Here is a 19124-nt window from a genome sequence, read left to right as displayed (position 1 = left end):
ACCCGGAGTCATTTATATTCCCGCACTCAGAGCCGCCGGTAGCAGTCCCGTTTTTTAGTTAGACTACTCACCCCGCCCGATCTATTGGGCGCGGGCTTTTTTTTCAAAAATCAGTATCAGACCTGAATTCCGTATTGTTCACGATATGCACGGACCGCACACAGATGCTCACTCATCTGTGGATCTTCCGCCAGGAAACTGACCAGGTCATTCAGTGTAATAATAGAAAACACCTGACATCCGTAATCTCTTTCCACTTCCTGAACCGCAGATAACTCACCCTGTCCTTTCTCCTGACGATCCAGGCTCAGCATAACGCCCGCGAGAGTGGCATTATTTTGTCTGATGATTTCCATTGATTCACGAATTGCGGTTCCGGCAGTAATCACATCATCCACAACCATAATACGCCCGCTCAGCGGACTGCCGACCAGCGTTCCGCCTTCCCCGTGATCTTTGGCTTCTTTGCGGTTAAAGCAATAAGGCATATCAATATTATGATGCTCCGCCAGTGCAACAACAGCGGTGGTTGCTATCGGAATACCTTTATAGGCAGGTCCGAACACCACATCATACTGCACACCGCTGTCACATAATGCCGATGCATAAAAACGCCCGAGCAACGCTAAGTCCCGGCCGGTATTAAATAGCCCGGCATTAAAAAAGTAGGGGCTTTTCCGGCCGGACTTCAGCGTAAACTCACCAAATTTCAGTACCTGTTTTTTCATCGCAAGTTCAATAAATTCGCGCTGATAAGCTTTCATCGATATCTCCTGACTCTGGTTTCTGGTTTTGTCCGGTAAATGACAGGTATAAAAAAGGCGACTATCACGTCGCCTTCTGATTAATTTTCTAATGCCGCCTTCTGGGCGGCGAAAATAGTATCCAGCCCGCCTCTGGCAAGTGCCAGTAAAGCCAGCAATTCATCATGACTGAACGGCTCACCTTCTGCCGTTCCCTGGACTTCAATCATTCGTCCGTCATCAATCATAACAACATTCATATCTGTTTCAGCGGCGGAATCTTCGACATATTCCAGGTCGCAGCGCGGCTCACCATCCACAATTCCCACGGAAACCGCAGCAACCATTGATTTCAGCGGGCTGGCTTTCAGCTGACCTTTCTCAACCATCTGATTAAGTGCATCAGTCAGCGCAACACATGCACCGCTGATAGCGGCAGTGCGTGTACCGCCGTCGGCCTGGATAACATCACAATCAAGTGTGATAGTAAACTCGCCCAGCTTTTTCAGATCAACCGCTGCACGTAATGAACGGGCGATCAGACGCTGGATTTCCATGGTACGACCGGTTTGCTTGCCACGGGCTGCTTCGCGCGCATTCCGCGAATTAGTCGCTCTCGGCAACATGCCGTATTCCGCCGTAATCCACCCCTGTCCCTGACCTTTCAGGAAACGCGGAACGCCTTCTTCAACGGAGGCATTACATAACACTTTAGTATCACCGAACTCCACCAGCACAGAGCCTTCAGCGTGTTTGGTATAATGACGGGTGATTGTAATAGGACGCACCTGGTCTGTTCCGCGGCCTGCGGGACGTGATGACTGACTCATAGTGATTCTCCGGTTCAGTTAACTGTTGGGCGCGCATTATACGGCTTAAACCCGCGAATGCCTATGCCTTAACGACATAAGAGCGCTATAATCAGAACAATAAATCCATTATCAGGACAGATATTATGATCCGTAGTATGACTGCGTTTGCCCGTCAGGATGTTAAACGCCCGTGGGGAAATGCCGCATGGGAACTCCGCTCCGTTAACCAGCGTTACCTTGAAACTTACATCCGTTTGCCGGAACAACTGCGCAGCCTGGAACCGGTGATCCGCGAGCGCCTGCGCCAGCGTCTGACACGCGGTAAAGTGGAATGTAACCTTCGTTTTGAACTGAGCAGCGCCGCACAAGGTGTGCTAAGTATGAATGAAGAGCTGGCAAAACAGCTCGTTGCCTCCGCAAACTGGGTAAAAAATTACAGTCACGAAGGTGAAATCAATCCGCTGGAAATTCTGCGCTGGCCGGGAGTGATGTCGGCTCAGGAGCAGGATCTGGATGCGATCAGTGAAGAGCTGCTGGCGGCACTGGATGAAACAATTACATCCTTTATTGATGCCCGTGAGCGCGAAGGTGCGGCACTGAAAGTCTTAATCGAACAGCGCCTGGACGGTGTGACGGAAGAAGCACGTAAAGTCCGCGCACAGATGCCGGATATCCTGCAATGGCAGCGCGAGCGCATTCAGGGCAAGCTGGATGATGCCCAGGTTCAGGTCGATCCGAACCGCCTGGAACAAGAGCTGATCCTGCTGGCACAACGTATCGATGTCGCCGAAGAACTGGATCGCCTGGATGCACATGTGAAAGAAACGCATAACATCCTGAAGAAAAAAGAAGCCGTCGGTCGCCGTCTGGACTTTATGATGCAGGAGTTTAACCGCGAATCAAACACCCTTGCCTCAAAATCTATTAATGCCGATATCACCAGTTCCGCCATTGAACTGAAAGTCTTAATCGAGCAAATGCGCGAGCAGATCCAAAACATCGAGTAACGTTTCACAGTAAATCAGAGCACATCAACGAGCCAGCCGATACCCTGTATTAGCTGGCTTTTTTGTTATCAGAGGATCACAGAATAAATCACAATAGCCCATGATTGGTGTGTACAATTAGGTTTTTTGGCTGAGATAACGGTATTTATATTATATAAAGCTATATTTTCCAGCCAGATTTCGACATAGAAACCAACACGCGAGGTTGATACATGGATCGTCACCACCAGCCCTTCGAAGAAATAAAGAAAATTGATGAGTCAGGTATCGAATTTTGGTCTGCACGAGAACTATCAAAACTTCTCGAGTACTCTGAATATCGTCATTTCACGCCAGTATTAGACCGGGCTAAAGAGGCTTGTTTGCATAGCGGTCATAATATTGAAGACCATTTCGAGGATGTCCTCGATATGGTCAATATTGGTTCGGGTGCTCAAAGAAAGCTTAAGGATGTAATACTATCTCGTTATGCCTGCTATCTCGTTGTGCAAAATGGCGATCCAAGTAAACCGGTTATTGCTGCCGGGCAAACATATTTTGCTCTTCAGACCAGGCGACAAGAGCTATCTGATAATAAAGAATTCAAGCGTCTGAAAGAGGATGAAAAGCGCCTGTTCCTGCGCAATGAATTGAAAGAACACAATAAATTATTAGTTGAAACCGCCCAACAAGCAGGTGTGGAAACCGGCATTGATTTTGCTGTCTTTCAGAACCACGGGTACAAGGGACTGTACGGTGGCTTGGATCATAAAGGAATACATCGGCGTAAGGGACTAAAAGACTCACAGCGGATTTTAGACCATATGGGGTCAACCGAATTAGCAGCCAATCTGTTTAGAGCAACACAGGCAGAAGAAAAATTAAGACGGGATAACGTAAAAAATAAAACAATCGCAAACCAAACTCATTTCGAGGTGGGCAGAAAAGTAAGGGACACTATTCATGAATTGGGCGGAACCATGCCCGAGGATCTTCCTTCCCCGGAAAAGAGCATTAAGCAGTTAGAATCAGCAGTGAAGAAAGTCCCCAAAAAATAAATTCAACATCGGGTAACGTTTCACAGTAACTCAGAGCACATCAATGAGCCGGTCAATACACTGTATTGACCGGTTTTTTTGTCAGATCTCTTTTTCCGGTGCTATTTCCTCCACATCATCAGGTTCGGCTTCCTTACTGACGGGGATGATTAGATTGAGAATAATAGCAGTGATCCCCCCGATACAAATCGGGTTTTCTGCCAGTGCATAGAGCGACGGAGGCAGAACATGGAATACTGCGGGGTCATAAGACACACCCAGCCCCAGTCCCAGAGAGGTTGCAACAATCAGGGTTTCGCGGCGGCGCAAACCATTTGACAGAATAATGCGGATACCGGCGATGGCTATCATGGAAAACATCAGTGTCATCGCGCCACCCAGGACCGGCGCCGGAATGGTGGTGAAAAACCAGCCAATACCGGGAAATAAGCCGAGAACCACCAGAATCACCGCAATAATTTTCCCCACATGCCGGGATGCCACGCCGGTCATCTGGATGACACCATTATTCTGTGCGAAGGTTGTCAACGGCAGCGAACTCATAGCAGATGCAGCAACAGAGACAATTCCGTCTGCCATCACGCCGCCTTTCAGACGGGACTGAAATTCCTGCCCCTGAATTTTCTGCCCGGAAACCAGCGCGGTGGCAGTTAAATCCCCGACCGCTTCCAGCACACTTAACAGATAAATAATCGCAACAACAAGAAAATGCCCGAAATTAAATGAAAATCCATATTTGAACGGAACAGGGATGGTGATAAATGCCGCTTTACTCATCTGACTAAAATCAACCATTCCAAGGAACAGTGCGCAGATATAACCGACAATCAACCCGATAGCGATCCCGCCCATGCGCAGCAGCGGGCTTTTGCAGCAGTTAAAACCAATTACCACCAGCAGTACTAATAATCCGACACCGATGTTCTGATAATCACCGAATGTCCCTGATGATTTGGCTGAAAAACCGCCGCCGAAATCAATAATACCGACTTTAATCAGGCTCAGCCCGATCATCAGAACCACAACACCACTGACTGTCGGGGTTATGACACGGCGCAAATAGGGCAGGATAAAAGACGATCCCACAACTAAAAATGCGCCGGCGAAAGAGATACCAAAAATGGTGGATAACAGTAACTCTTCACTTATACCATCAGCCCGCATGCTGGTTCCTATGGCAATCATCACGGTCACAAATGAAAAGTTAACGGATTGAATGGATAATAAGCCCGAGCCGACCATTCCGTAGCGATTCACCTGTAACCAGGTCCCCACTCCGGAGGCAATCATCGCCATTGAAACAAGATATGCATTAGTTTCCGGTGATAATTGCAGTGCCGTACCGACAATCAGAGCCGGTGTGACCATCGGAACAAAAATAGCGAGTAAATGTGTTACGGCACCAATAATTGCCTGTAAAAACGGGGGCTTGTCTTCGAGCTGGTAGATAAGGTCTGACGTCGTACTTTGTTGATCAGACATCTCTTCTCTCCTGTAAGTGAATTTGACTATCTGAACTCTGAACTCATTTTTAACTATTTGTTTTATTGTGATTTTTATTTTCAATCCATGACAATCCGCTATAGCACAGATAGTACGGACTGCTCTGATGGTTAAAGCAATAACCACACCAGAAGAAGGGTTCAGCGACAGGAAAGGGAATAAAGTGTGATTGATAACGGAGTTTTAATCTGATTTGTGAAATTGTTCACTATTTATACTGATACAGACCGGGGATTGCCAAAAGAACCGGGAAAACCAAAAACCAGCTCTGAGCTGATAATATCATTTTGACAATAGTGGTTGATAATTAATCAAATTGATAACCGGTAATTACTGTATTTTGATATCTCACTGATTATCCTGATAATTAATCTTGTCCTGGAATACCGGAACGACTGAGCCGGGTTTTAACCAATAAACGCAGGGAATTAACCACCAGCAGCAGAATGAAAGCATTGGAAAAAATAAACAGTGTGAATGCCAGCAGATGAATAAATTTATTATCTGAAGACATGCTGATATTCAGCGAGGATTTCGCCAGCGCGGAGACACCGAATGAAAAGCTCCAGAAGGACAATGTGAATGTCTGCTGTGTAAACCAGGGAATGAGGCGGATCATAAACACGAGCTGTAAAAGCCCGTAGCCGAGCAGCATTTTAGCAAAGAAATCAATATGGTTATGATTAACAGCAAGGTAGGCACTGCACGCAACCAGGGCTGGTGCAAGCTGGATACCGAACGAGAGCCTGGATTTTTCATCCATCAGCCCGTCACTACGGATCCGCTTGAGAATAGCCGGCTCCAGACTCAGCCAGGAAAAGACCCCGGCCCCGAAAAACAGAATGCCGAGATCGGTATAACCCAACGCTCCGCAGGCCATTGCACAGATAAAATTATTAGCAACAGTCGGAAGATAGAGCACCGGGGTTGTCGCTGCTTTCGGGTATTCCCCCTTCCACTGGGAACCGGTAAGCCAGGCCGCATAAGCCAACTGAGCGACTGCACCAATTCCGAACAATACGCTCGCAAACAGCGGCAGATAAGGTGTCAGCCCCATCGCCACCAAAACGGTGGTTGCCGGCAATAAACTGGAAAAACCGCTGGCGACCGGGTGGCGGAATTCATCGGTTACACGCTCAGTAAAACAGAGACTTTTGATAATAAAAAGAGACACGAGCACCAACCAGACAATACACCCCGCACCGATAATCATTTCACCGATGATCGCCGGATAGCCCTGTTCTGCCGCGGCATAACGCCATGCCATGCCGGTGCCGATCAATCCCAGCACCATACCTAAATAACCGGCAGAAAACCGGGATGCTGTAGATTTAATATTATTTATCAAGGATATGCTCATGTTTACTCAACTCAGTTATCATGCAATATTCGGCTGTCTCCAGCCAACCATGAAATAATAATACAAATATTATAATTTATTTTGATAAGAGTCATTCTATATGCATGTTATAGGGCGTCAATTATCCTGCATTAGACCATCCAGCCCCCAATGATGAGTAATCTCGCGGATGATCAGCAAAAATGCGGTAAATTGTTTATCCGAAGGTATTGATGTCGATGATACCGGGCTGCCGTTTATCACATTAACAACCTCATTAAAGGCGCATTCTATTTCTGTTGTTAATAAATAATCTGTTTTATCACCGTAGAATAAATAATTCAGCCGCCGATCCGCACAATGCAACATCAGCTCACCGGCAGGCAATTTTGCCCGGACAGGAATAATGCTGTTCTCAATGTGCTCAATGGCGACTTCAGCTTCATAAGGCGTTACAGGTGAATGCTGAAACATAAACCCATCAATAACACTGTCACCCACAGGGATCCGTACTACACCGGAAGGTGCTGAAATGACTGTTTCGGCGGCCATAATCTGGATTGTCAGATGTATTGTCATTATATTCGTTGTCACCTCATCAGAAAAAACCGTGTTATTCATCCCCGCGACAAACCTGCAAAATACATTCACGGAACCATTTTTGTACCGGGTCATTATCAGTGCGCGGATGCCATAATAATGAAAAATTCAGTCCCTCAGCCGGAAAAGGCAACCGGAAACTAAACAGGTTCTTGCGTAAATTAGCGGTAAACTGCGCTGGTACAACGGCAACCAGGTCACTCATTGCCGCTATCGCAATTGCCGCAGAAAAACCGGAAACCAGCATTACGGCGGGCTTGATTGCAATACCGGATCCACTCATGCAACATACCGGTTGTGTTCTTTCTCCCGGTGCCCGGCGATCAATACCGATAAATTCATATTGTTGAAGATTTTCAGCCGTCACAGGTAACTGCGTCAGCGGGTGCGTCTTACTCACCACACCGACCATTTTGTCTGAAAACAGCAGACGACTTTTCATTTCCTGCTCAGTATTATTGCTGACGACTGAAATTTCAGCATCCAGCTTTCCCTCTTTTAATCCTCTGCCATATTTTTCTTCTTTGCTGATAATACGCAATGTAACAGCGGGCGCATCCTGCCGCATCCGGGCCAGCAGTAATGCACCGGAGTTTTCAGCAAAACCGGCTGATGCGCGCAAGGTAAATTGCTGATTAAGTTGTATAAAATCGGGTACATCCGGCGTTTTGAATACCAGCTCAATCTGTTCAATCAGCTGTGTTACCCGGGGCCGGACAGAGGCGGCATAAGGTGTCAGCACCATGAAACGCCCGGATTTTACCAGCAGCGGGTCATTGAGAACCACGCGCAGGCGGGTCAGCGCACGGCTCATTGCAGAGACACTCATGCCCTGCTTTTGTGCAGCGCGGGTAATATTGGCCTCCGTCAGCAGCACATTTAATGTCGCCAGCAGATTAAGATCCATATTCAGCATAGCCGTTGCTCCGTATTCAGCGCCGGCGTAAATACCGCAGCGCAATACCCGTTGATATCAGCATTAAGCAGGTGGCGACCCCGAACGTCAATATAAAACCGTGCCCAATATTTTCCTCAGCCACATTCCCCGGAGAAATCGAACCCGCAGAGACTGAAAACAGGGTTCCCATCAGCGTTGCACCGTTTATCAGCCCGGTATTACGTGAGAGATTAATCAACCCCGCCAGCAGCCCTTTTTCCTGTGAATCGATCCGGAAAAGAATGGAGGAGTTATTTGCCGCCTGAAATGCGGCATATCCGCTGGTAATAATCGCGATAAAAATCAGATAAAGAACAGCGCGGGGCACAATGCCCAATAGAGTGAATAATGAAAAGCCAACTGTCATCATGATCAGCGCATAAACAACCACTTTATCTGCACCGATTTTATCTGTCAGTTTTCCGGCAGGGATCCCGGTAAAGGCGGCAACCAAAGGGCCGCACGACATCATCAGTCCTGCCTGTAAAGGCGACAAATGAAGCTGGTGCATCAGCCAGAAAGGACCTGCGACCAGCAGCGCCATCATAACAGTCGAAACAAGAATACTGAGAGTCATCCCTGTGATTAATGCAGGCTGCTTTATCAGCGCCACAGGGAATACCGGGTTTGTTGTCCGCCGCTCAGTCTGCAGGAACAACAGTACCCCGCCGCACGCCGCTGCCAGTAACAGCAGGCGCCACATTCCGTCATTGATAATCATACCGGATGAATACATTGCAATGATAAGTGTCAACAATAAAATGCCGGTACGGTTTACCGGAAGACGCTGACCGGATGAAACCGGCTGTGGCTTAACGAAACGGATAATAAAGAAGAGCGCCGCGATCCCCGCCGGGACATTGATGAAAAACACCGCCGGCCAGCCCCATTGCCCGGTGAGCCAGCCGCCGCAGGCCGGTCCGGCAGCGGTTCCCATGGCAGAAAGTGCGCCAATCCACCCCATGGTTTTTCCGCCGGACTGTCCCGTGCGCATACCTGCAATCAGTGCCATTGTGCTGTTCATCATCATCGCGGCAGCAATGCCCTGGAGCACCCGTCCGGCGATCAACCACAACACCGTTGGTGCGAGACCACACAATGCAGAGGCGAGTGTGAACAGAAATACCGCCGTACACAGCACTTTCCGCCGGTCAATTCTGTCCCCGACCTGTCCGGTGACAACCGCTGCGCTGGTCAGTGAAATGAGATACACCACAATAACCCACTGTATGTTACTGAATGGTGTATCAAATGCCTCAATCAGTGAGGGCACCGCCACATTCACAATACTGCTGTTCATTGATGCCATAAACACCGGCAATGCCAGCGCCATCGGATACTGTTTTACATTATGAATTTTTTCCATAGCACACCCGTATTATATAACCCTGAGTTATCGTAATACGGCAAAAAAACAGAATGAAGATGCGTCAACCGGTTACCTCAGTTGCACCAAACGCCACCTTTACACTTCTCTATCCAACTATACGTTCCCTGTCTTGACCTTCCCCTTAGGGAAACCATTAATCTCATCAATATTATCCGATTAATTACAGAGAATATTCATGAACAAATCCGTTTTGGCACTCGCTTTATTCACCACACTTTCAGCCGGTGCGATGGCTGCAAAAGGCACTGTCACTGTGTATAAATCGCCGACCTGCGGCTGCTGCGGGCAGTGGGCTGATGGCGTGGAAAAAGCCGGTTATGATGTACAAACCAATATTGTTCCGCAGGCTCAGCTTGAGAAAATGATGATCGATTCAGGCGCATCCATGAACCTGATGAGCTGCCACCTCGCTACACTCAATGGCAAATATGTGATTGGTCATGTTCCGGCCGACAGCTGGATGCTATTGATACCCTGCCGGAAACCGCAAAAGGGATTTCTGTGCCGGGCATGCCGACCGGCAGCCTCGGCATGGAATATAAAGACATGAAAGAGGCGTATGATGTGATTGCATATGATGCCGCCGGTAAACAGACAGTTTTCCGCAGTTACTGACCACGTAATCAGTTGATATTTTGCAGCGAAATATCGAGAAAATGCAAGAAACGGTCGATAACAGGTGATAACTCACGGCGGCTGGCATACACGGCTCTCAGCTCGATAGATGCCGGTTCTTCACTGAACCGGATCACCTGTAATTTACCTTCGCGGATAGCCGGCTCACAAAGGTGGCGCGATAAAATCGCAAAACCAACCCCTTCAATGGCAGCGGCCCCTGCCAGGATCGCACCGTTGACCTGGTAATGGCTGTTGATCCGCAAAGAAAACAAACTGCCGTCAGGTTTACAGAAAATCCACGGCTGTCCGTTCAGGGCACTCAGGCTGGAAATACAGGGGAGTTTGGTTAAATCAGAGGGGGATTCCGGTATGCCGGTGCGGGCAAGCAATGAAGGCGCGGCGACCACCACGCTCGGCCACGACTGAATAAGGCGGCTGTGATAACTGCTGTCAGCCATTCCTCCCCGCTGATAAGTCAGCAACAAATCAATATCATCACTGATAATATCTGCCGGTGTCAGCCGGGTATCACAGCGGATCTGTAATTCCGGATGTGCTACCGCAAACCGGGCAATTATGGCAGCCAGTATTTCCCCGCCGCCCTCACCCGGAACAGTCAGCCGGAAGCTCCCGGTCAGTGCGTCGGCATCACGGATTTGTGACAATGTTTCGCGCAGCATTTCGTCTGTTTGTCTGACACGCTGAAATAACTGCTGCCCCTGCGCTGTCAGGCGCATACGCCGGGTCGTGCGCTCAATAAGACGGCAGCCGGTCTGCGTTTCCAGTTGTTTTATGGCGCGGCTGACATTGGATGACGGCATTCCGAGCCGGACAGATGCCGCCGTAAAACTGCCCTGTTCCGCAACCGCCAGAAAAACCGGGAGTAAATTAAGGTCGAGCGCCACAACCGCATCCTCTTCATGATAAATTCGTTCCTCTATTCTTATCACAAACAGGCTAATCCGTCCTCAGCAATGACCAAAAGACAGTAATTTCTGATATCGCTGTTCCAGTAGTTCATCCACCGGCAGCGCGGATAATTCACGCAAGTCACTGAGTAACTGTTCACGCAGTTTATCTGCGGCACTCTGATGATCCCGGTGCGCACCACCGGCGGGCTCCTCAATAACCGTATCAATAATTCCCAACGCTTTCAGACGCGGAGCGGTCATTCCCATGGCTTCCGCTGCCATCGGTGCTTTGTCGGCACTTTTCCACAAAATGGAGGCACAGCCTTCCGGTGAAATCGCCGCATAGGTACTGTACTGCAACATATTGATGCGATCCCCGACACCAATTGCCAACGCACCGCCCGAGCAGCCTTCTCCGGTAATAGTACAAATGACCGGGGTTTTTAAGCGCGACATCTCCAGCAGGTTGCGGGCTATCGCTTCTGCCTGTCCCCGCTCTTCTGCCCCGATCCCCGGGTACGCACCCGCAGAGTCAATAAAAATCAGTACCGGCATATGAAAACGTTCCGCCATCTTCATTAAGCGCAGCGCTTTGCGATAGCCTTCCGGTGAGGGCATCCCGAAATTACGCAGCAGTTTTTCTTTGGTATCCCGCCCTTTCTGATGCCCGATAACCATCACCGGTTTACCGGACAAACGCGCCAGTCCGCCGACAATGGCTTTATCATCAGCAAAAGCACGATCACCGGCAAGCGCCTGAAAATCGGTAAAAATAAGATTAATATAATCCAGGGTATAAGGCCGGCGCGGGTGACGGGCGAGCTGCACTATCTCCCATGCCCCCAGATCGGAATAGATTGATTGCGTCAGTTTTTCACATTTTTGCCGCAGGCAGGCAATTTCGTCATCCGGATCAAAACCCAAATCACCGCTGCGCGCTTTAAACGACTGCAGTGCTTCGATTTTTTCTTCCAGTTCAATGATTGGCTTTTCAAATGCAAGATGATACTGAGACATAACTGACTTCTACCCTGACAGAAAACATCCGGTTAGTGTAAAAAAAGACCGGAACAGAATACAGACACTGTTCCGGCATAAACTCATATCAAAAACGGGATAATCAGTAAGAGATAGCGGCACAACGGCGGGCGGTAAAGATAGCAATCAGCGGTGCAATTGCCAGCAGCATCATCAGCCAGTAAGCCGATGACATTACCCCTGTAAGGGTTCCGTCATTGAAGCCGTTGACGTTAACAATCATGCCCGCAAGCGCGGCTCCGAGTGCGGTGGCAAAAAGCTGTACGGTGGTGATGGATGCGGCGGCAACTTCTTTATCTTCTGTCGCGGCAACCTGTAAAATACGGGTTAACAGGTGCGGCCAGCCAAAACCGATACCAAACCCGACCAGGGATAACCCCAGCAGGATCGGTGACATAATGCCCCATGTTCCCGCCGACGGCACAGACAGCGTCAGGGCCAGTAACACCAGCCCCGCCAGGACAAACAACGGACCAAGCAGAATACTTGCCCGCATTTTTGCGCCTTTCCAGCCGGCACTGATTATCTCACTGACTGTCCAGCCTGCCGCCATCAGCGCACTCATATAACCGGATGCCAGTGGTGACTGCCCGTGCAGACGCTGAAGAAAATACGGCACAAACACTTCACAGGTCATGCCGATAGCCAGCAGGGAGATAGTGATATACAGCGCCGCATGATGGCTGCCGCGGCGGAATGTATTGCGGGGTAATAAACGGGATGAACTGCGCTGCTCAACCACCGCAAGCAGGATCAGTAACAGTAATGCTGCCACCACACCAAACACATTCAGCGTCACATCCGGACTGAGGCTACCCGCAGAAACAATCAGTACTGCCGCAGTCAGCAGTGTCAGCTGAATCAAAGGCAGGCGCTGACCGGGCTCATTTTCTGTTGTTTTCTGCTTTTTCGGCATAATAGTAAGCAAAAAGAGCCCATAAACAACCATCAGCGGTAACATCACACCAAACGCATAACGCCACGCGTTTAACTCAGCAAAAATACCACCCACTGCCGGACCTACTAGTGTTGCGACGCCCCACATACCGGAAATCAATGCCATCGCACGAGGCCACAGCGCCGGGACATAAACTAAATTGATCATCGCGTAAGACAGTGCGAACATAACACCACCACCAAATCCCTGAACCGCCCGTCCGAGCAGCATAATGTCCATGCGCGGCGCCAGGGTACAGGCCAGGCTGCCGGCAAAAAAGACAATGACGGCAAGCAGATACGCAACACGTGCACCATAAACCGAGAGTATCCGGGCAGAAAAAACGGATCCGACAATTGATGCGGCAACAAACAGAGTCGTGTTCCACGCGTACAAATTCAGTCCGCCGATATCCTCAACAACGGAGGGCAGAATAGTTGTTGCCATTAAAATATTTACGGCATGTATAACCACGCCCAGTGAAAGAGCTATTGAAATTGCTGCGTTTTTTCCTGAGAAAAGATCACGCCAGCGACCGTCATCGGGCAACATAGAACCATCCTTTTAATCTTGTGATATTTTGCTGAATACGGTAAATTAAACAAGAAATTACTTGGAATATTAGATACCGGGCACAGAATATGTCAAGAAATAACCTGGAAAGCAACCTGAGTTCCGCACAATCTGTTGGTGAAAAGTTACTTATCCTCTTGAAAAAGCATGGTCCGATGCAGGCTGCAGACGCAGGAGAGCATCTTGGCACAACCGGTGAAGCTGCCCGTCAGCAATTTGCCAAACTGGCAAAAGACGGCATGGTCGAAGCGCAATCCGAAAGCCGCGGTGTCGGTCGCCCAATCCAGCTCTGGTACCTGACTGCGCTCGGTAATAAACGTTTTCCGGATTGCCATGCCGAACTGACAGTCAAAATTCTGACCACCATCCGCCATGAACTGGGTGAAGATGCGATCAGTAAAATAATTACCGCCCGGGAAAATGAAGCACGCCGCGATTATGCTGAAAAAATGCAGGGCGCAAAGACACTGGAAGAACGAATTATCCGCCTGGTCGCTATCCGCACAGATGAAGGGTATATGGCACAGTGGGAAAAGGAGCCGGAAGGCAGCTGGCTTATCATTGAAAACCACTGCCCGATCTGCTCGGCTGCCCGTATGTGTCAGGGATTCTGTCGTGCTGAACTGGTGCTGTTTCAGTCCGTTTTACACGCAAACGTGGAGCGCGTCGAGTATTTACTCACCGGCTCTCGCCGCTGCGTATATCGTGTGATACAACAGGAAGATTAACCATTTCAGTTAATGCACTAAAAAGAAAGAGGCCACACAATGAAAATCTCTGCACGTAACCAGCTTACCGGCAAAGTCTCCCGCATTGTTGCAGGTGCTGTGAATAATGAAGTGGAACTGACGCTTGAGCACGGCGAAGTACTGACCACAGTGATAACCAAAGAGAGCTGTGACGTATTAGAGCTGCGCGAAGGAAAAGAAGCCGTGGCGATAATTAAAGCGCCGTGGGTTGTATTGGCAAATCCGGACTGTGGTTTGCGTTTTTCTGCCCGTAATCAGTTTTCCGGTAAAATCAGTAAAATTGTTAATGGTGCGGTAAACAGCACTATTCATCTGAGAACAGAGAAAGGCCTGCCGCTGACGGCGGTTATTACTAATGAGAGCCGTGATGAAATGGAATTACACGAAGGTAATCACGTTATCGCACTGGTAAAAGCATCCAGCGTTATTTTAGCGACCAAAGCCTGATAAAAGAACAGACCATTTAATATGGTCTGTTTTCATAGTCCGATTTAATATACTCAAAAACCTATAGGTAATAATTCGGGTACAGGTTTACCATTAAAAGCGGTATCATAACTATTTGTCAGGTGCCCAATATCCAGTGCGATTTTATTTTTATCTGAAAGTCGGGAGGATAATACAGTCCCTGTAGGCCCCAGGGCTATCAAAAATAGATCAACATTATTTTTTTGCATACACTGTGATGTAATTAAATCTATTTCGTCATACGCATCTTTATTTTTTGTAAAGATAATATCTTTTGTTTTTATATTAGAAAATAAATAGTGTTCTGGATTCAGCCTTGAATTAGCACCGGTCACGATACACACATTTTTTTCCGTTCCATAAATCCATCCAGGCATCGGATAGCTCAGAACCAAACTCATAAAACCCTTCAGGGCGACTGATACAGAGGCTTCCATATACAGGTTGATCGATAAAAAACTTACACCGAAACCAGTACTGAGACCAAAATTGTTCCCAATAACTTTGTTCCGCAAAACAATCCGGATAACACACTAATATATTATGTTTTCCGGAACTAATCTCACGTAGTTCATACATCAATTTTTTTTCTGTTTTCTGAAAACAGATGCTTTCTTCAAGCATAACCATCAACTCACCGTCACCAAACCGGCTGACACCGCAATTATTATCTTTTAGCCACTTTACGGTTTCCAGTACAGATAGTCGTTTCCCCTTAAATACATGGTACATATCATTCCAGACTTTATTCTTTAAATCCTGTAATAATAATGACTCTATTCTTTCATTTGATTTAGCTTGCTTTGTGGTATAAACCTCATCAGAAATATCATTATTAAATATAACGACCTCATTGATAACATCATTTACTACTGAATAAATATCCTTATATTCAATTAACCGATTGCCAAATGTATAATTATTTGTTTTCATCTCATAAATCATTGTCTGAATTTCAAAATTTCGCTTCAGATAATAATTAAAAAAATGTCATTGACTCTCTATCCCTGAATATGAGAAAAACATTTCCGCTGAGATCAATATCAAGAGCTATATTAAAAACACTGGTTACAATATCAATATAAGCGATATCCGAGCCATACATTTTTGCTTCTTTTACATAATAGCTTGGGTATTTATTTTTATTAAATGTTTCAACAAAATCGTTCAAATCCATTTTCATTTAGAAATCCTTTTCAAAATAAAATTTAAAAGAGTCCTTCGTCCCGCAGAACATGCCGGTCGCCTCTGCGACGGGTAAAACCTGTGCGGTCAAAGAATTCCAGAATCTGTACTGCGAGTTTACGTCCCATAGCATACTGATCACGAAACTGTGCAGCACCAATACCTTCATCATGTGATTGATTATAAGTACGGATGACCTGCGCAAATTCGGTAATTTGTTCGCGATGATAATAGCGATCGGGCACAATAGCCATAATGTGACCTAATTGTGCGGCTTTTTTCAGAAATTGCCGGATAGTAGTTTCATCAATACTCAGTTTAATTGCCAGATCCCGTACCCACCATGGCTCAAGCTGAAATAACGGTTCTGCACTGTGCCAGAGCTGCTCCTGCGCCGGATCAAATGCTAATCCGTGTCCCGGAAGATGCAGCCAGCCCCGTGTCCGGATAACTAACTGTTCTGTCAGCAGTTGTGCGATCACCGGGAAAACAATGGCATCAGACAATGTCGGCAGTGCCATCCGTTTCAGGCGTTCACGTCCAACGCCCATCTGGTCACTGTGAGCCGGGTGATAATCCGCCAGTGTCGCCAGCAGAATGGCTTTTGCCGTCTCAACACGCTGCGCGGAAAGTGCAATGCCATCATTAATCAGTAAATTCAGCCCGTCCGTACAGGTGGTCAGTTTTTCTGCTGTCAGTTGCCGCGCCCATGCAAAAACCGGCAGAGAAACTTCCCCGCGTGGCAGTTCACACAATAAAACAGCCTTATCATCCTGTGCCGCTGCCCGCTCCGACAACCATGTCAGAAATTCCGGACGACGTTTTCCGCGACGCGGAGAGTACAGATTCAGCACCCGCGCCCCTGCCAAGGTGCGCTGCGCACTGATATCGCGCAGGATAAGCCGGTCTTCTTCCGCCAGCCAGAGCGGGGTATCGAGCGTAATTTCAGCCAGCAACGGACGGGTATTCTCTTCACTGATCAGTGAAACGCGCCCGGTAATATGGCTCGCGCCGTGATGAATATGAACCGGCTGCCAGCTTTTCAGCCCTTCATCCGATTCAATTTCAGCCAGCACGCGATGTGCTGCCTGTACCGGTTTTTCACTCAGCAGCCAGTCACCACGGGAGACGGTTTCTTTGCTGACATCCCCGCTCAGATTGATAGCAATGCGATCACCGGCCTGCGCCTGTGCCTGCGCGCGGTTCTGTGCATGAATACCACGCACACGAACCGGTTTATCACTGCCGGTGACCCACAAGGTTTCCCCGGTATTGATACGCCCGGCAAGCGCCGTGCCGGTGACAACCAATCCCGCACCTTTGACACTGAATACCCGGTCGATTGCCATGCGGAAACGTTTTTCTGTCCGGCAGTCAGATGACTGTTGCTGATGATGCAGCCGCAGATGCGCCCGCAGGGCATCAAGCCCCTCTCCTGTCTGTGATGAGGTGACAAAGACCGGGCTTTCCGGCCAGCCTTCTGACAGCAGCAATTCAGCTATCTGCTGACGCACTTCTTCAACGCGCGCGGCCTCAACACGGTCAGCTTTGGTCAATACAACAGAAAGCTGCGGGCGTCCTGCCAGACGCAGGATAGCTAAGTGCTCGCGGGTTTGCGCCATCACGCCGTCATCACAGGCAATAATCAGCAGGATATGGCGGATCCCGCCGATACCGGCCAGCATATTGCCGAGAAACTTTTCATGTCCCGGGACATCCACAAATCCGATAACAGTATCATCATCCTGCGGCCAGTAAGCGTAGCCGAGATCGATTGTCATGCCGCGTTTTTTTTTCTTCCGGCAAATGTGTGGTATCTACTCCGGTAACCGCCTGAATCAGAGCAGTTTTTCCGTGGTCAACGTGACCGGCCGTTGCAAAAATCATGGTAACAGTGCCTGTAAAAGTCGGTTTTCATCTTCAAGGCAGCGCAGATCCCACCACAGACGCCCGTCATTTACCCGCCCGATAACCGGTGTGGCTAACCGGCGGTGAGATTGCGTCAGGGTGGCTAAGGCGCTGCCTTTTCCGTTTTGCGGGGTAAACGTCAGCGCCCAGCCCGCCAGTCTTTCCACCGGCAGAGAGCCGCTGCCAATCTGCGACGAGCAGGATTCTGTACGAATAACCCAATCATCGCCATAATATGCCTGAATTTTCGGTAAAAGCCGTTGTGCCATATCATAAATATCGTCAGCGGATCGGGTAAGCAGCCGCAATGACGGCAGTGTCTGAGCCAGTTTTTCCGGACGGCGGTACAGACGCAGCGTGGCATCCAGTGCCGCCAGTGTCATTTTGTCTGCCCGCAGGGCACGTTTAAGCGGATGCTGCTGAATAGCATCAATCCACTCTTTTTTGCCGAGGATAATCCCGGCCTGAGGACCGCCCAGTAATTTGTCACCGGAGAATGTCACAATATCAATGCCCTGCTCCAGATAACGCTGCGGCATCGGCTCTTCCGGCAAACCCCACTGAGTCATATCGATAAGCGCACCGCTGCCGAGATCAATCACAGTCGGAACAGCATGCTCCAATCCGAGTGCTGCCAATTCCTGACCATTCACTTCAGCCGTAAAACCTTCGATGTGATAATTACTGGTGTGTACTTTCATCAGCAGCGCTGTTTGCTCACTGATGGCATGTTGATAATCACGCAGATGTGTTCTGTTTGTGGTACCTACTTCAACCAGCCAGCACCCTGCCTGGCTCATCACCTCCGGCACACGGAATGCACCGCCGATCTCCACCAGCTCACCACGGGAAACAATCACTTCCCGCCCGGCTGCCATTGTTGCGAGCACAAGCAATACCGCCGCGGCATTATTATTGACGATGCAGGCCGCTTCTGCGCCGGTCAGCTGACACAGGCGTTCTGCAACAATACTGTCGCGGTGCCCGCGTCCGGCATCATCCAGTGAATATTCCAGTGTCACCGGGTAGCGCATGGCGTTGGTAACCGCCTCAATGGCAGCTTCCGCCTGTAATGCGCGCCCCAGATTGGTATGCAGCACAGTACCGGTCAGGTTAATGACCGGGCGCAACGCTTCCCGTTCACTGTCCAGGCGACGGGACAGCTCATCCGCCCAGCTACTGTGCCAGTCCGGTAACTGCTGCTTATCACGAATTGAGCCGCGCGCGTCATCCTGCATCTCCCGCAGCACACTGACGATATACGTCTGTCCGTATAATGCGACCGGGGCTGCAATGCCGTCTTCGCGGAGTAATCCGTCGATGGCGGGTATCTGACTGTATAACGCACGTTCATTCATAGCGGGCTCAC

Annotated in this window: 19 protein-coding genes and 1 pseudogene; 5 read left to right on the top strand and 15 right to left on the bottom strand. The window is 48.9% G+C overall.

Annotation, left to right across the window (positions count from 1 at the left end; translation table 11 throughout):
* Positions 1-116 precede the first annotated feature (116 nt).
* Positions 117-764: an orotate phosphoribosyltransferase gene (pyrE, locus tag AYY17_RS06070; protein ID WP_067422211.1), complete on the bottom strand. Its 648-nt coding sequence runs from the start codon at positions 762-764 to the stop codon at positions 117-119.
* A gap of 80 nt (positions 765-844) precedes the next feature.
* A complete protein-coding gene (gene rph / locus AYY17_RS06065) occupies positions 845-1573 on the bottom strand; it encodes a ribonuclease PH (protein WP_067369108.1) in 729 nt (242 codons plus the stop codon).
* A 125-nt stretch (positions 1574-1698) separates the two neighbouring features.
* Between rph and AYY17_RS06060 the strand changes: the two genes are divergently transcribed.
* Positions 1699-2562, top strand: coding sequence for a YicC/YloC family endoribonuclease (locus tag AYY17_RS06060; protein ID WP_067422209.1), 864 nt, complete (start codon positions 1699-1701; stop codon positions 2560-2562).
* Between the two features lie 212 nt (positions 2563-2774).
* Positions 2775-3599: a DNA damage-inducible protein D gene (dinD, locus tag AYY17_RS06055; protein WP_067422207.1), complete on the top strand. Its 825-nt coding sequence runs from the start codon at positions 2775-2777 to the stop codon at positions 3597-3599.
* Between the two features lie 81 nt (positions 3600-3680).
* Here dinD and AYY17_RS06050 read toward each other — a convergent pair whose 3' ends face one another.
* From AYY17_RS06050 to AYY17_RS06030, 5 genes are all read right to left on the bottom strand, one after another.
* Positions 3681-5081: a nucleobase:cation symporter-2 family protein gene (locus tag AYY17_RS06050; RefSeq protein WP_067422205.1), complete on the bottom strand. Its 1401-nt coding sequence runs from the start codon at positions 5079-5081 to the stop codon at positions 3681-3683.
* Between the two features lie 388 nt (positions 5082-5469).
* Positions 5470-6462, bottom strand: coding sequence for a dicarboxylate transporter/tellurite-resistance protein TehA (tehA, locus tag AYY17_RS06045; protein WP_067422203.1), 993 nt, complete (start codon positions 6460-6462; stop codon positions 5470-5472).
* A 117-nt stretch (positions 6463-6579) separates the two neighbouring features.
* Positions 6580-7020, bottom strand: coding sequence for a hypothetical protein (locus AYY17_RS06040; protein ID WP_067422278.1), 441 nt, complete (start codon positions 7018-7020; stop codon positions 6580-6582).
* Positions 7021-7054: 34 nt separating this feature from the next.
* The gene (locus tag AYY17_RS06035) at positions 7055-7957 is read right to left on the bottom strand and encodes a LysR family transcriptional regulator (RefSeq protein WP_067422201.1); all 903 of its coding nucleotides are present in this window, start codon (positions 7955-7957) and stop codon (positions 7055-7057) included.
* A gap of 16 nt (positions 7958-7973) precedes the next feature.
* On the bottom strand, positions 7974-9344 hold the full coding sequence (locus AYY17_RS06030) for an MFS transporter (protein ID WP_067422200.1): 1371 nt from the start codon (positions 9342-9344) through the stop codon (positions 7974-7976).
* 199 nt (positions 9345-9543) lie between these two features.
* Between AYY17_RS06030 and AYY17_RS06025 the strand changes: the two genes are divergently transcribed.
* Positions 9544-9918: a DUF411 domain-containing protein gene (locus tag AYY17_RS06025; RefSeq protein WP_235845303.1), complete on the top strand. Its 375-nt coding sequence runs from the start codon at positions 9544-9546 to the stop codon at positions 9916-9918.
* A 73-nt stretch (positions 9919-9991) separates the two neighbouring features.
* Here the strand turns inward: AYY17_RS06025 and AYY17_RS06020 are convergent, their stop codons facing one another.
* From AYY17_RS06020 to AYY17_RS06010, 3 genes are all read right to left on the bottom strand, one after another.
* Positions 9992-10891, bottom strand: coding sequence for a LysR family transcriptional regulator (locus AYY17_RS06020; protein WP_067422198.1), 900 nt, complete (start codon positions 10889-10891; stop codon positions 9992-9994).
* Between the two features lie 63 nt (positions 10892-10954).
* Positions 10955-11914, bottom strand: a complete 960-nt coding sequence (gene accA / locus AYY17_RS06015) for an acetyl-CoA carboxylase carboxyl transferase subunit alpha (protein ID WP_067422196.1) — start codon at positions 11912-11914, stop codon at positions 10955-10957.
* Positions 11915-12017: 103 nt separating this feature from the next.
* A complete protein-coding gene (locus AYY17_RS06010; protein WP_067422194.1) occupies positions 12018-13424 on the bottom strand; it encodes an MFS transporter in 1407 nt (468 codons plus the stop codon).
* An 89-nt stretch (positions 13425-13513) separates the two neighbouring features.
* On the opposite strand from AYY17_RS06010, the gene AYY17_RS06005 reads away from it, so the two are divergent.
* Entirely contained in the window at positions 13514-14173 is a 660-nt protein-coding gene (locus tag AYY17_RS06005; RefSeq protein WP_067422192.1) for a helix-turn-helix transcriptional regulator, read from the top strand.
* 39 nt (positions 14174-14212) lie between these two features.
* Positions 14213-14641, top strand: a complete 429-nt coding sequence (locus AYY17_RS06000; protein ID WP_067422190.1) for a TOBE domain-containing protein — start codon at positions 14213-14215, stop codon at positions 14639-14641.
* Positions 14642-14694: 53 nt separating this feature from the next.
* On the opposite strand, the gene AYY17_RS22510 is transcribed toward AYY17_RS06000, so the two are convergent.
* The 5 genes and pseudogenes from AYY17_RS22510 to selA all read right to left on the bottom strand — a co-directional run bounded on the left by AYY17_RS22510 (position 14695) and on the right by selA (position 19113).
* A complete protein-coding gene (locus AYY17_RS22510; protein ID WP_162271102.1) occupies positions 14695-14997 on the bottom strand; it encodes a GT-D fold domain-containing glycosyltransferase in 303 nt (100 codons plus the stop codon).
* Positions 14984-15595, bottom strand: coding sequence for a GT-D fold domain-containing glycosyltransferase (locus tag AYY17_RS22505; RefSeq protein WP_268873000.1), 612 nt, complete (start codon positions 15593-15595; stop codon positions 14984-14986). Before AYY17_RS22505 ends, AYY17_RS22510 begins: the two co-directional genes overlap by 14 nt.
* A 46-nt stretch (positions 15596-15641) precedes the next feature.
* A complete protein-coding gene (locus AYY17_RS05985; RefSeq protein ID WP_067422187.1) occupies positions 15642-15845 on the bottom strand; it encodes a hypothetical protein in 204 nt (67 codons plus the stop codon).
* Positions 15846-15870: 25 nt separating this feature from the next.
* Positions 15871-17734, bottom strand: a pseudogene (gene selB / locus AYY17_RS05980) (selenocysteine-specific translation elongation factor).
* Positions 17731-19113 carry an L-seryl-tRNA(Sec) selenium transferase gene (selA, locus tag AYY17_RS05975; protein WP_067422185.1) on the bottom strand — a complete coding sequence of 461 codons (1383 nt, stop codon included), beginning with the start codon at positions 19111-19113 and terminating at the stop codon, positions 17731-17733. Before selA ends, selB begins: the two are co-directional and overlap by 4 nt.
* Positions 19114-19124 lie beyond the last annotated feature (11 nt).

It is taken from the genome of Morganella psychrotolerans (assembly GCF_001676055.1).
Lineage (GTDB): Bacteria > Pseudomonadota > Gammaproteobacteria > Enterobacterales > Enterobacteriaceae > Morganella > Morganella psychrotolerans_B.
The sequence above is the reverse complement of the archived record's forward strand: the minus strand, read 5'-3'. Positions and strand labels throughout refer to the sequence as shown.